Raw genomic sequence first — 13,559 nt, 5'->3', positions numbered from 1 at the left:
GTTTCAAGCGCACTGGCGAGCAGCCTTGAATAACCGCTCGCTGTGCATTTGGAACCTTGCCGGGAACTGGCCCCGGCTCTTGGCATCATCGTCTGGCCGCAACCATTCCGGGCCGCCCAACTATTCGATAATCTGTATTTCCTTTGAGGCCGGCCTTTTTATGGGCGACTGCGCATCAAGGAAACCTTTGACCTCACTGTATCGGAGGCTGCCATCCTGATCACGGTCAATCAGTGCGAAATTATCGACAAAGTACCCCACTCCTGCCCTATTGGCAGATTCGATAGTCACCAGATGCGTCGAAGGATCCGCAGCGCGGTCAAAAAGCGCACGAATGCGCGCGTCAACCGCATTGAGCACCGTTTCAGGCGTGATTGGCATAGCGGTTCTTTCGACCGCGCTCTTGGCTGGAGGGTATATTCTCCCCGACATTGTTGCGCCAAATTCCGGGGGCTTTGTCAGCGTGATAACATCGTCAGCAGCCGATCCGGCAACCTGCAAAACAACCGAAGATATAATCGCCACGGTAAAGACCATTCCACGCTTCATGGGTTCCTCGCTTCCGGAAGAGCGGCATTGAACGCGGCAAGCTTCACCACTGCTGGCTGGTCATAAAAGGCATCGAGTTCAGCGAGCACCTTTTCATAGCCATCCGTCCTGCCCGGACCAATCCCATGCCCGCCAAGGTAGGTTTTTATCGGGATTCTGGAGGACAGATTTGCATTCTCTATATCCACCTCCGTCTTATGGAAGGGCGTATTGAGATCATAATAGCCGTGCTGAATAAGAACCTTCAGATTTGGATTTAGTGTTACGTCGAAAGTCAGATCGGGAATGGCACTTGCAAATCTGTCGCCTGTAACTGACAAATGCTGATCCGGCATATAGTTCCAATGAAGGATAATTTTGCCATTGCTGCCGAGATATCTTGATTTCGCTTTATAGTCGGCAAATCCTGCCAGATAGGATTTGATGTGATCGTAATTAACGTCAGTGCGATCAACGACTGGATCGACCGTGTCTTTCTCCAGAAAATATCGCCCATCATTCATCTGTAATGTCTCTTGAGGGCTGAACCTCTTTACAAACTCCCTGCTATCCATATTCGGATTTGCAATCCATGGATTGCTGTCCGCGCCTTCGCCCAGCTTGTACAGTTTGCCTATCCCTGTGATTTTATACAATCTATTGAGGAAAACTTCAGATTCTGGTTTTTGAAGATAGATGTTCCATTGCGACCGATCGGATATTTTCTGGTCAACGCTTTTAAACACACTTTTGTAGAGATTGTTGAAAGTGACCGCGAAAAGCCTTGCGTCACCCAGAAAGGCTGGCAGATCAAAGTCTGGCTTTTCGACTGACTTGTCATGAAATGCCTTTACCATTGCATATGTTGGCAGAACGCCATGACAGGAAACGTAGCGAGAAGAACAATCGCTATTGATATCAAGAATTGGCGAATTCAGGATCAGACCACTTAAGACCTTCGCTGGTTTTTTGCTGGGATCAGGCAGATAACCACTTTCACCCTTTTCTATCAGCAACTGCGCGATGATCGGCACGCGAAATCCGCCATAGGAAACGCCGTAAATATATTTTGGCGAGCTCTGGCGATTATTGGCGTTGATGTAGCGTGTGATGAAGCTGCGCAAAACTTTTGCATCGCTGTCGACACCCCAAAAATCCTCGTTTTTATTTGGCCAGATAGCTTCAGAATAACCCGTGCCTACCGGATCGACAAAAACGAGGTCCGTTTTGTCCAGTATCGTATTGGGATTATCCTTCCAGAGCAGAGTTTTCGCTTTGTCCGAGGCATCGTCATCGTAACTCTTGGGGCCAAGGAAGCCCAGATCAAGAGCCGCTGATGCGCCACCCGGGCCGCCATTGAATACAAATGTAACCGGCCGGTTTTCTTTTGGCAGATCATCACGCGTATAAGCCGTGTAGAAAATAGCGGCATCGGCATCTCTATGGTTCAGACCCGTTCCAATAGGTATCGAGCCTGTCGAAATCAGATGACCAGCGCTTGCGGTAAACTGTACCGGTATCCCCTTCACGGTAATTTTTTGCGACTTGCTTGCCGGCTCCTCGCTAACGGACGAGCGTGAAATGCCATCCTCAGGTCCGTAAGAAAAGACAGCAGAGCCAGGTGTCGGCGCATCAATCTTGGGAACAACGGTTACCTGCGGTGTAAATGATGATGGCGCTTTTTCAGGCTCTGAATCTGAGCCACCACTACAGGCTGAGAGAAAAACTGCAAGCGTCAGCCCGCACAAGCGATAATGCATGATTAAAAACCTCAACAGTATAAATATTTATGCAATAAGATATTGATATTATTACGTAATACTTTGGTCGTATAATGCCGAAATTAAAATAAAATATTGCCCGAAACCGATCTCACTAGAGCTCAAAGGAGTCTGAAGGTCAAGAAAATTACTGCTGTTTCGGCCTTTCCATTTTCCCCTCTCTTCGCCCTGGCTGGGCGAAACTTGTGGACATGAGACGCAATCATACCCACATCGCAATTATGGAGGCGCAATGGATATTTTGAAAACCGCATTCACACCACCGGCACCCGTTCCCCGCACCGGACCTGTCGGTACGCTGCAATTGATCCGCACCATCTATCGCAATCCGCTGGAGCTGTGGGGTGAGCCCTCCTATAACGAACCTTGGGTATCCATTGATTGGTCTTTCGCCCATACGATCATTGCCAATGATCCCGGCCTCATTCGTCATGTCCTTGTCGACAATGCCAAGAACTACAAGATGGCGGCTGTACGCCAGCGTATCCTGCGTCCGATCCTGCGCGACGGGTTGCTGACGGCCGAGGGCGATACGTGGAAGCGCTCGCGCAAAGCCATGGCACCCGTGTTTACGCCGCGCCACATTAATGGCTTTGCGACAAGCATGCAGCGCGCGACGGAAAATTTCGCTGAGCGTTATGACGGTCATAGCGGCATAACTGATGTTTCGCGCGACATGACCATGCTGACCTATGATATTCTGGCCGAAACCCTGTTTTCAGGTGAAATTGCAGGCGATCCTGACCAGTTTTCGCATGAAGTCGATCGGCTTTTCGAGACCATGGGGCGGGTTGATCCATTTGATCTTCTGGGTGCGCCGGAATGGTTGCCGCGCTTTACCCAAATTCGCGGACGCCGTGCTCTCGCTTTCTTCCGGCAGATCGTGGCCAACACGATTGAGATGCGCAAAGCACGCATGGATAAAGAGGGCGACAAGGTTCCAAACGACTTTCTCACTCTGCTCCTGCGTGCGGAAGGGCCCGATGGCCTGTCGCGCGCCGAGATCGAAGACAATATCATTACTTTCATCGGTGCTGGCCATGAAACGACCGCACGCGCGCTTGGCTGGACGCTTTATCTGCTGGCAAGAGCGCCATGGGAGCGCGAACTGATCGAACAGGAAATTGATACATTCATGGACCAGCGCGATATGCCGCCGCCGCATGAATGGCTGGATGCATTGCCCTTTACGCGCGCCGCGTTCGAGGAGGCCATGCGGCTCTACCCACCCGCACCATCAATCAACCGGGAGCCGATTGAAGATGATCAGTACCAGGACTTGAAACTGCCTAAAGGGTCAGCCGTTCTGGTCATGCCATGGACCGTGCATCGGCACCGTCTTTATTGGGATCAACCTGACGCGTTCATACCGTCGCGTTTTCACCCGGAAAACCGCGGTAAGATTGATCGCTTCCAATATCTGCCCTTCGGTGCCGGTCCGCGTGTGTGTATTGGTGCCAGTTTTGCCCTGCAGGAAGCCATCATTGCATTGGCCGTGCTGCTGCATCGTTATCGCTTTGATATGGCAAGCTCGGTAAAACCCTGGCCGGTGCAAAAGCTGACAACGCAGCCAAATGGAGGTCTGCCAATGAGTGTTATTGCAAGGCGTTGATGTATTGCGTGGTTCGACAGGCTCACCATGAGGAAGGTGGATGATTGCAGGGAGCCAGTATTTGCGATGTATCTGCAATATTGATGATTAGCGTTCAGCCCACCCCACCCTCCTCATGGTGAGCCTGTAGAACCACGCAATACTTTGATGCATGCATTCGCTTGATTTCACAGGAAATTTAATGTAGTTATATTTCTAGTGAAAGGACATGCCATGCGAACCAACGCACAACACAAAACTGAAACACCCAGCAAGACCACCGTTGTTTCCAAGGCATTGCTGCGCTCTGCCGAATTGCTCGGACTGACCGCGAAGGAGCTTTCCAATATTGTCGGCCTGTCGGAACCCAGTCTTTCGCGCTTGAAGCGCAGCCTTGATGGCTCGCCGCTCACCGGCAAGAGTTACGAGCTTGCCCTGCTCTTCATTCGCCTCTACCGGTCACTGGATGCCATTGTCGGCGGCGATGATGCTGTGGCGCGTCAGTGGATAAGAACCGATAACACCATGCTCGGCGGCAAACCGCTCAACCGTATCAAAACCATTGACGGTCTCACCCATGTCCTCGCCTATCTGGACGCCCGACGCGCTCCGATCTGAAGCCCATGTCCTGCATGGCGCCTGCTGGCGTCTGGTCGAAGCGCAGCACCGTGTTTCTACAATGAAGCTTGTCGACACGCTTGATGAGCAGGCTTTGCTTGAGGATGAGCTGGAGGCCACCAAGCCGCCACTGCCAGCCAATTGTGCGCATCTTGACTACCTGCTGGCCACACCTTTTCGCTATGGTCGATATCCCGGCAATTCAAGGTTCCGGCGCGAAGGGTATTCGCCCGGCGTGTTTTATGCCAGCGAGGCTGTTGAAACAGCCGTTGCTGAAACCGCCTTTTACCGGCTGCTGTTTTTTGCCGAAAGCCCCGGCACTCCATGGCCGCACAATGCACTGGAGTTCACTGCCTTCGAGGCGCGCTATGCCACCACCAAAGCGCTTGATCTTATGGCGCCACCTTTTCTGAAGCAGGCCGCGCAGTGGACTCACCTCAGCGACTATTCCGCCTGCCTCGACCTTTCCGATAAGGCGCAACAGGCAGATATTGAGTTGATCCGCTATCAATCGGTTCGCGACCCTGAAGGCGGTGCCAATCTAGCACTGCTTTCATGTGCCTGCTTCGCGCTGCCGCGACCAACCAAAATGACAACTTGGCGGCTGCATTTTTCAAGCTATGGCGTCAAAGCAATCTGCGACCAGCCAGATTTGCGTCTAGGCTTTGACCGGGAAACATTCGCTGCCGATCCGAGGATGGCCGCGGCTGGACGCACCAATTAACCCAGCCTTTCCGCATGCCAGGCAATGTGGTCGGCCATGAAGGTCGAAATGAAGAAGTATGAATGGTCGTAGCCGTCACGCATGTTCAGCGTCAGCGGAATACCTGCCTTCTCACAAGCTTCCTCAAGTAGCCAGGGCCGCAGACCATCGTCCAGAAAACCATCGGCTTTGCCCTGATCGACCAGCAATTCCGGCAGGCGATATCCGTCTTCGATCAAGGCAACAGTGTCGTAGGCACGCCAAGCCGTTTCATCACTGCCGAGATATTTCTCGAATGCCGGGCGTGACCAGCCAGCAACCATCGGCCTGGCTATTGGGGCGAAAGCGGAAACGGATTTGAAGCGGCCGGGGTTTTTCAGCGCCAAAGTGATCGCGCCATGGCCACCCATGGAATGGCCGAATATACTCTGGCGCTGCATATCGATTGGAAAGTTTGCGGCGATCAGTGTAGGCAATTCTTCGGCAATATAAGTCGCCATGCGATAGTTTTCGGCATAGGGCGATTGCGTTGCGTCGAGATAGAAACCGGCGCCGCTCCCAAACTGCCAATTGTCCTTCTCATCCGGCACATTCTCCCCGCGAGGGCTGGTATCGGGACAGATGATCGCAACGCCAAGCTCTGCGGCTGTGCGGCGATATTCTCCCTTGTCCATGACATTTTGATGCGTGCAGGTCAGGCCGGAAAGATACCACAAGACGGGCACAGGCCCTTCTTTTGCCTGCGGCGGCAAGAACACTGCAAATGTCATATCGCAAAGGCAGGTATCGCTGCGATGGCGATAAACACCCTGCGTTCCATCAAAGCTTTTTGCGACTGAAAGCGTTTCCATGACTGTCCTTATGACTATCTTATTGGCCAAGCGAGACGGCAACATTGACCGCAGCGGCAACAAGCACCGTGTTAAAAAAGAACGATACAATCGCATGTAGCAGGTTAATCTTACGCATTTGGGTACTGGTGATACCCGTATCGGAGGTTTGCGCCGTCATGCCGATGACATAGGAAAAATACAGGAACTCAATCCCGCCAGGTTCCTTGCCACCGGGAAAATCCAGCCCGCCAACATGTTTTCGTGTCTTTGTCTTTGCGCCTTCTGCACTCTCATCAGGCTGCCAGTAAAGATGCGCATAATGAATTGCCGTCATCATGTGGATAGTCAGCCAGCCGAGAGGCACCGCGGCCAATGCCAATGTGAGATCAAGGGGCTGCGGGTTCTGGCCTGAATTGATCAGGACAAAAAGCGAGCCCACGGCCACGACCACCGCGCCAAATGTGACCGTGAAAATGATCCATACGGGCTCGTCGGATTTGGCCGCATTGCGGCGCAGATAATCTGCCGTCAATTTTGGGATTCTGATCGTTGTAAAGCCCAAATAGACGAGAAAGAACGCATTGGCAGAGATAACATAGGCAATGCGTGGCACAAAGGCCAAGCCCAATCCCAAAGCTGCAAGCCCGATGAGGGCGGCAATGTAAAAAGGCTTATGCCGCTTGTTCATGGCCACTACTCGGATGTCACAACGGCTGGACGCTGCATATCAATATGGGGGATATTATCCTCCAGATATTCCTCCGACACGGACACGAAACCGAACGAGGCGTAAAAGCGTGACAAATGGCTTTGCGCCGAAAGCTTGATCGGGCTTTCCGGATAGAGCCGTTCGCATTGCGCAATCGCCTCAACCATGATCCTGTCGCCCAGGCGTTGTCCGCGATGTTCCGGCGAAACCACAACGCGCCCGATCCGGGCCGCTGGATCGGTTTTGGCCGGTTTGCGGATACGCGCGCTTGCCACCAGATTCTTGCCGCTCAATATTCGCAGATGCAAGGCATCGGCGTCCTTGCCGTCCAGTTCCGGATAGGCGCATTTCTGCTCGACGACAAAGACATCGACGCGCAGTTTCAGCATGGCATAAAGATCGCGCGGCGACAGCTCGTCCAGCCCGCAAAGGACGACCTTATAGGCATTTGTTTCCATCAGAAGGTCACAACGCTACGGATTGATTTGCCTTCGTGCATCAGGTCGAAAGCCGTATTAATTTCTGTCAAAGGCATGGTGTGGGTAATCAAGCTATCAATATCGATCTTGCCCTCCATATACCAATCGACGATTTTCGGAACATCAGTACGTCCGCGTGCGCCGCCAAAAGCAGTGCCACGCCAGTTACGACCCGTAACCAGTTGGAAAGGCCGCGTTGAAATTTCCTTACCAGCTTCCGCAACTCCGATCACGATACTGGTGCCCCAGCCGCGATGGCAGCATTCAAGTGCCTGCCGCATGACATTCGTATTTCCGGTTGCGTCGAATGAAAAATCCGCGCCGCCGTCGGTCAGATCCTGAATGGCGGAAACCACCTTATCATTGCCAATCTCTGTCGGATTGATGAAATGGGTCATGCCGAATTGCTTTGCCATTGCCACTTTGCCGGGGTTGAGATCGACACCGATGATCTTGTCCGCGCCCACCATGCGAGCGCCCTGAATGACATTGAGGCCGATACCACCCAGACCGAATACAACGACATTCGCGCCGGGCCAGACTTTGCCCGTATAGATCACGGCACCAATGCCGGTAGTGACGCCACAGCCAATGTAGCAGATTTTGTCAAAAGGCGCGTCCTCGCGCACTTTTGCCAAGGCAATCTCTGGCAAAACAGTAAAGTTCGAGAAGGTCGAACAGCCCATATAGTGGAACACTTCACCGCCATCGCAGGAAAAGCGGCTTGTGCCGTCCGGCATGACACCCTGCCCTTGCGTGGCGCGGATGGAAGTACACAGGTTTGACCGTTGCGACAGGCAGGTTTTGCATTGGCGGCATTCCGGCGTGTAGAGCGGAATCACGTGGTCGCCGACCTTCAGTGATGTGACACCGGCGCCAATTTCGCGCACGATCCCTGCACCCTCATGGCCGAGAATTGCCGGGAACTTGCCCTCGGAGTCCAACCCCGACAAAGTATAGGCATCCGTATGGCAGACACCGGTCGCCATGATCTCGACGAGAACTTCGCCGGGCTTGGGTCCGCCAATCTCGATTGTTTCGATGGTCAGTGGCTTGTTGGCTTCCCAAGCGACGGCAGCGCGCGATTTCATGAATGTGTCTCCCAATGCGTCTTCAGTGATTTGCTCACTATCAGGATCGCAGCCCGGATCGTCAATCAAATCGGCGACATTTCTCGTCATGAAACCGCTTTGTCGCAGATGATTGTTTTCCGCTTCAACATTAGAAATCAATGGACTTGGCTCGGGAAAAATTGTCAAAGGCGACGATAACAATTTGCGGATATGCCGTGACAGTTCTTCCAACCCTGCCCGTCACCGAAATCTTTCCCGCTCTTGATAGAGCGCTGGATGCAGGCAATTCTGCGGTGCTTGTCGCCCCGCCAGGTGCTGGTAAAACCACGCTCATTCCCCTGCATCTGCTTGATGCGCCATGGCGCGGCGAACGCACGATCATCCTGCTTGAACCCCGCCGTCTTGCCGCCCGCGCTGCGGCCAGCCGCATGGCGAACCTGCTGGGCGAAGAGGTCGGCACAACCGTCGGCTATCGCATGCGGCTCGAAAACAAGGTTTCTGCCAAGACCCGCGTCCTCGTTGTGACCGAAGGCGTTTTCGCCCGGATGATCCTCGACGATCCTGATCTGACAAACATAGCTGCGGTGCTCTTTGATGAGTTTCACGAGCGCAGCCTTGATGCGGATTTTGGTCTTGCGCTCGCGTTGGATGTGCAGGCCGCCCTCCGTCCCGATCTCAAATTGCTGGTCATGTCGGCAACATTGGATGGCGCGCGCGTTGCCAGGCTGCTCGGCGATGCGCCAGTGCTTGAAAGCAAGGGGCGCTCTTTCCCCATCGATATCCGCTATCGTGAGCGCAAGCCTGATGAGCGCATCGAAGATGCCATGTCGCGGGCAATCCGTGATACGCTTGCCGATGAGACCGGCAGCATTCTTGGCTTTCTTCCCGGTCAGCGCGAGATCGAGCGCACGGCGGAAGCGCTGCAAGGCCGTGTCCCTGCCAATACAATTATAGTGCCGCTCTATGGCGCGCTTGAGGGGCGCGATCAGGATGCGGCGATCAAACCTGCACCGCCGGGCAAGCGCAAAGTCGTTCTCGCCACCTCCATTGCAGAAACATCAATCACCATTGACGGCGTTCGGGTCGTCATTGATAGCGGCCTTGCCCGCTTGCCAAAATTTGAACCCGCAACCGGCTTGACGCGGCTGGAAACTGTGCGCGCGGCACGGGCTGCCGTGGATCAGCGCGCGGGTCGTGCAGGACGCACGGAGCCGGGTATTGCAATACGCCTTTGGCGTGCCGAACAGACCGCTGCGCTTGAAGCCTTTGCTCCGCCTGAAATTCTGGAAGCAGACCTGACGGGTCTTGTGCTGGACTGCGCTGCATGGGGCGTTTCTAACCCCGCAACGCTCGCCTTTCTCGATGTTCCACCTGCCCCGGCGATCAAAGAAGCAAAGAGCCTTTTGGAAGATCTCGGCGCACTCGGCAAGGACCATCGTGTCACGCCAATGGGCAATGAAATGCGTGCGCTGGCGCTACCAGCGCGGCTCGCCCATATGGTGCTGACAGCCCGCGAACGGGGGCAGGCATGGCGGGCTGCGGAACTTGCCGTTCTGCTTACCGAGCGTGGACTTGGCGGCAATGACATAGATCTCGATGTAAGGCTTTCCCGCTTCCAGCGTGAGCGCGGTGATCGCGCCACCCGTGCCCGTGGATTAGCAAAGCGTTTGGCAGGGTCTGGTCCCGTTGCGGCGGAAGCCGACAGCGTTGGGCGGCTGCTGATCGGTGCCTATCCGGACCGCGTGGCAAAATCGCGTGGCAATGGCCAGTTCACTCTGGCCAATGGGCGCGGCGGCGAAGTTGATCCTAGCTCTGCACTTGCCAAATCCCCTTGGCTCGTCGTCGCTGATCTGTCCGGACGAGCCGGACGCGCGCGTATTCTTGCTGCTGCCGAGGTAAGTGAAGCGGAAATACGCGAGGCTATGGCGGATCGGATCGTCAGCGGTCGGCAAGTCACCTATGATGCCTCCCGCAATGCGCTTCAGGCCCGCGATGCAACGCGGATCGGTGCCATAGCCCTGTCAGAAAAGACCATGCCCGCCCCAACCGGTGAGGAAGCTGATCTTGGGGTGATTGCTGCTGTCAAAACCCATGGGCTTGATATTCTCCCATGGTCAAAGGAGGCGCTGACATTGCGCCGCCGCCTTGCCTGGCTGCATCAGGGTCTGGGGGCGCCTTGGCCCGCCATGGATGATGGCACCTTGCTTGCCACGCTTGACGATTGGTTGAAACCCTTCCTCAAGGGTGGCGCGCAGCTTAACCAAATTCCCGCGCATGTACTGATCGAGGGATTGCGTTCTACCGTTCCCTACGATCTGCAACGCAAGATTGAAACTCTCGCGCCAACCCATTTCGAGGTACCGACCGGATCGCATATCCCGATCCGTTATGATGAGGGCGAGCCGGTTCTTGCCGTGCGGGTGCAGGAACTCTTCGGACTGGCAACCCACCCGGCCATCGCCAATGGCACCATACCGCTCTTGCTGGAACTTCTATCTCCCGCGCACCGGCCCATCCAGATAACACGCGATCTTCCCGGATTCTGGAAAGGCTCCTGGGCTGATGTTCGCAGCGATATGCGCGGTCGCTATCCCCGCCATGTCTGGCCGGAAGATCCTGCCAATGCTGCCCCCACTGCCCGCGCCAAACCACGGGGAACGTGAGGTGGTTTCCAGCTAATTGCATCTCGACAGACAAGCCCCGTCGAACCACGCACTATATTCTCGCAACACGCAGCCTCCGTTACCCTCGCCGAACTCTCCAATTCCATTTTTGCCACATTTGATCTAAAGCACCTTCATGGTTCAGGATTTTGGCATACGCTCTTCATATTTGTCGCGCCGGTTACGGTTGACTACGCTCATTCGCCTGCGCTGGCTCGCAGTGGCAGGTCAAAGCATCGCGGTGTTGTTTGTCGCGCTCTACCTGAAATTCCCCTTCCCGGTCAGTGTATGTTTTGCGCTGATCGCCTGTTCGGCATGGCTCAATCTGCTCATGTCATTCCGCTATCCGATCAACCACCGGTTACAGCCACGCGCGGCCATTCCCGTGCTTGCTTTTGATATTTTGCAGGTTGCGGGCCTGCTCTACATGACCGGCGGCTTGCAAAATCCCTTTGCTGTTCTGATGATTGTTCCTGTCATCATATCGGCAACGTCTTTGCCCTCATGGTCGACCATTCTGCTTGGACTTCTCGTCACCATCTGCGCCACTGTCCTTGCCTATATTTACCTGCCGCTTCCCTGGTATCCGGGCGAAAGCATGCATCTGCCTTTCATACTCATTGCAGGCGTGTGGTGCTCGGTCGTTTCCGCTCTGGCCTTCACTGCGGTCTATGCCTATCGCGTGGCTGAGGAAGCACGCCTGCTGGCCGATGCGCTGACAGCAACAGAACTGATCCTCCAGCGCGAACAGCATCTGTCCGCGCTGGATGGCCTTGCCGCCGCAGCCGCCCATGAACTTGGTACACCGCTTGCCACTATCGCCCTTGTTGCCAAGGAGATGGAGCGCAGCCTGAAGCAGGATGACCGTTTTGCTGAAGATATCGAGCTTTTGCGTTCGCAGACCCAACGTTGCCGCGAGATTCTGAAACGTCTCACCAGCCTTTCATCCACCAGCGAAGAGCATATGTCCCGGTTGAAGATTTCCTCGCTTATCGAGGAAGTCATTGAACCGAACAGGAACTTTGGGATCGGCATTGAAGTCACCAAATTGCGCGGCGAAGGCATCGAACCATTTATCCGCCGCAACCCCGGCATCATTTACGGCCTGGGTAATCTGGTCGAGAATGCCGTCGATTTCGCCAAGCATACGATTAGGGTCAGTTGGGGCTGGAACGACAAAACCGTCGAGATCATCGTCAGCGATGATGGCAAGGGTTTTGCTCCCGAAATTCTGGACCGTATCGGTGAGCCCTACACGACGGGCCGCGACCGCGAAGTGAATGAACATGGTGGCGGTCTTGGTCTTGGTCTGTTTATTGCAAAAACGCTTCTGGAGCGTTCCGGTGCCACAATAACATTCCGCAACCGCAATGATCCGGGACAGGGCGCGGAGGTAGTCGTGATCTGGCCAATCAGCGAATTGACGACCAGCGGCTAGTTCGCCTGTTAAACAAAACTTGCTCTAGCCTTTGACTTTTTCTTCATTGCGAACCATTACATCACTAACTATTACAAAATGAGCAGGAAACCCTGATGGATAATACGGATCAGGACGATATTGCCGCCATTGGCAACGATCCGACACTTCTTCTTGTTGATGACGACAAGCCGTTCTTGCAGCGTCTGGCGCGCGCCATGGAAACACGCGGCTTCACCGTGGCGATTGCCGATTCGGTGGAGGCGGGGCTTGCCAGCGTCAAAAGCCATGCCCCGGCCTATGCGGTTGTCGATATGCGCCTTGGCGATGGCAATGGTCTCGATATTATCGAAGCCATTCGTGCTCGCCGCGAAGATACGCGCGCGGTGATTCTCACCGGCTACGGCAATATTGCGACAGCGGTTAACGCCGTAAAGCTCGGCGCAATCGATTATCTTTCAAAACCGGCTGATGCGGACGAGGTGTTCGCAGCCCTGACCCGCCGTTCCGGTGAAAAGGTGGCGCCGCCTGAAAATCCGATGTCGGCCGATCGTGTGCGCTGGGAACATATCCAGCGCGTTTATGAAATGTGCGACCGGAATGTTTCTGAAACAGCACGCCGGCTTAACATGCACAGACGCACCTTGCAGCGTATTTTGGCCAAGCGCGCCCCGCGCTAGATTGCCGGACGCTTTACGGGCGATCTATTACTACCCTTTTCTTGTGTATTGCACTGCTTCGTCCCACAGGATAACAGCCGTCCACCCTATTATAACCGCCATTGCACTGATGCAGTGCGTCGTTCGCCCTTCGACAGGCTCAGGAGGGCTCACCATGAGGAAGGTTGAGGATTGCAGGGAGGTTATTCTGTGGGCGTCTACTGCTAGATCAACCACCTCATAAACGTAGCAGGGAGCCAATATCCACGGCTTTGGTGGTTGTTGCAGCCCCCGCCTTCCTCATGGTGAGCCCTCCTGAGCCTGTCAAAGGGCGAACCACAAGGCTCTTGCCACAGGTCAATCTGCCTTCCTGTTATATAGAAGCAACAAGGACGGCATCATCTGCCGCCCTTGTTTACCGCTCCTAAAACCGCACGCTCAGATCGGCCTTGATGGCATTGTCATGGGACTGGCTGGAGAACTGGCCGGTATAGCTGAGGCCGAG

General features: G+C 54.6%; 12 protein-coding genes. 6 read left to right on the top strand and 6 right to left on the bottom strand.

The annotated features are described in order from the left end of the window. Nucleotides 1–120 precede the first annotated feature (120 nt). Together AC6CHM_RS08285 and AC6CHM_RS08280 are read right to left on the bottom strand one after the other, a co-directional pair. Nucleotides 121–549, bottom strand: a complete 429-nt coding sequence (locus tag AC6CHM_RS08285; RefSeq protein ID WP_354342742.1) for a hypothetical protein — start codon at nucleotides 547–549, stop codon at nucleotides 121–123. Next, nucleotides 546–2,288 (bottom strand): S10 family serine carboxypeptidase-like protein, encoded by a 1,743-nt coding sequence (locus AC6CHM_RS08280; RefSeq protein WP_354342743.1) that lies wholly within the window; start codon nucleotides 2,286–2,288, stop codon nucleotides 546–548. Before AC6CHM_RS08280 ends, AC6CHM_RS08285 begins: the two co-directional genes overlap by 4 nt. Before the next feature lie 253 nt (nucleotides 2,289–2,541). On the opposite strand from AC6CHM_RS08280, the gene AC6CHM_RS08275 reads away from it, so the two are divergent. The 3 genes from AC6CHM_RS08275 to AC6CHM_RS08265 all read left to right on the top strand — a co-directional run bounded on the left by AC6CHM_RS08275 (nucleotide 2,542) and on the right by AC6CHM_RS08265 (nucleotide 5,242). Next, on the top strand, nucleotides 2,542–3,921 hold the full coding sequence (locus AC6CHM_RS08275) for a cytochrome P450 (RefSeq protein WP_307282225.1): 1,380 nt from the start codon (nucleotides 2,542–2,544) through the stop codon (nucleotides 3,919–3,921). Nucleotides 3,922–4,134: 213 nt separating this feature from the next. Continuing rightward, on the top strand, nucleotides 4,135–4,518 hold the full coding sequence (locus tag AC6CHM_RS08270; RefSeq protein ID WP_115051504.1) for an MbcA/ParS/Xre antitoxin family protein: 384 nt from the start codon (nucleotides 4,135–4,137) through the stop codon (nucleotides 4,516–4,518). Next, nucleotides 4,478–5,242 (top strand): RES family NAD+ phosphorylase, encoded by a 765-nt coding sequence (locus AC6CHM_RS08265; protein ID WP_498172693.1) that lies wholly within the window; start codon nucleotides 4,478–4,480, stop codon nucleotides 5,240–5,242. Before AC6CHM_RS08270 ends, AC6CHM_RS08265 begins: the two co-directional genes overlap by 41 nt. Here AC6CHM_RS08265 and fghA read toward each other — a convergent pair. From fghA to AC6CHM_RS08245, 4 genes are read right to left on the bottom strand one after another with little or no spacing between them, the layout of a single operon-like run. Next, nucleotides 5,239–6,072, bottom strand: a complete 834-nt coding sequence (gene fghA, locus AC6CHM_RS08260; protein ID WP_498172692.1) for an S-formylglutathione hydrolase — start codon at nucleotides 6,070–6,072, stop codon at nucleotides 5,239–5,241. The genes AC6CHM_RS08265 and fghA overlap by 4 nt on opposite strands. Before the next feature lie 19 nt (nucleotides 6,073–6,091). Beyond that, nucleotides 6,092–6,748 carry a DUF1345 domain-containing protein gene (locus AC6CHM_RS08255; RefSeq protein WP_336440729.1) on the bottom strand — a complete coding sequence of 219 codons (657 nt, stop codon included), beginning with the start codon at nucleotides 6,746–6,748 and terminating at the stop codon, nucleotides 6,092–6,094. Then, a complete protein-coding gene (locus AC6CHM_RS08250; RefSeq protein WP_498172691.1) occupies nucleotides 6,748–7,221 on the bottom strand; it encodes a GNAT family N-acetyltransferase in 474 nt (157 codons plus the stop codon). The genes AC6CHM_RS08255 and AC6CHM_RS08250 overlap by 1 nt, the downstream gene beginning before the upstream one ends. After that, nucleotides 7,221–8,333, bottom strand: a complete 1,113-nt coding sequence (locus AC6CHM_RS08245; protein ID WP_307286334.1) for an S-(hydroxymethyl)glutathione dehydrogenase/class III alcohol dehydrogenase — start codon at nucleotides 8,331–8,333, stop codon at nucleotides 7,221–7,223. The genes AC6CHM_RS08250 and AC6CHM_RS08245 overlap by 1 nt, the downstream gene beginning before the upstream one ends. Nucleotides 8,334–8,530: 197 nt before the next feature. Between AC6CHM_RS08245 and hrpB the strand changes: the two genes are divergently transcribed. From hrpB to AC6CHM_RS08230, 3 genes are all read left to right on the top strand, one after another. Continuing rightward, nucleotides 8,531–10,978, top strand: coding sequence for an ATP-dependent helicase HrpB (hrpB, locus tag AC6CHM_RS08240; protein WP_498172689.1), 2,448 nt, complete (start codon nucleotides 8,531–8,533; stop codon nucleotides 10,976–10,978). A 136-nt stretch (nucleotides 10,979–11,114) separates the two neighbouring features. Further along, on the top strand, nucleotides 11,115–12,416 hold the full coding sequence (locus AC6CHM_RS08235) for an ActS/PrrB/RegB family redox-sensitive histidine kinase (RefSeq protein ID WP_115051509.1): 1,302 nt from the start codon (nucleotides 11,115–11,117) through the stop codon (nucleotides 12,414–12,416). A gap of 95 nt (nucleotides 12,417–12,511) precedes the next feature. Next, the gene (locus AC6CHM_RS08230) at nucleotides 12,512–13,075 is read left to right on the top strand and encodes an ActR/PrrA/RegA family redox response regulator transcription factor (protein ID WP_115051510.1); all 564 of its coding nucleotides are present in this window, start codon (nucleotides 12,512–12,514) and stop codon (nucleotides 13,073–13,075) included. Nucleotides 13,076–13,559: the final 484 nt, after the last annotated feature.

This window comes from Phyllobacterium sp. GQ127 (assembly GCF_059758635.1).
Note: the sequence above shows the minus strand (reverse complement) of the source record. Positions and strands in the feature narration are given on the sequence as shown.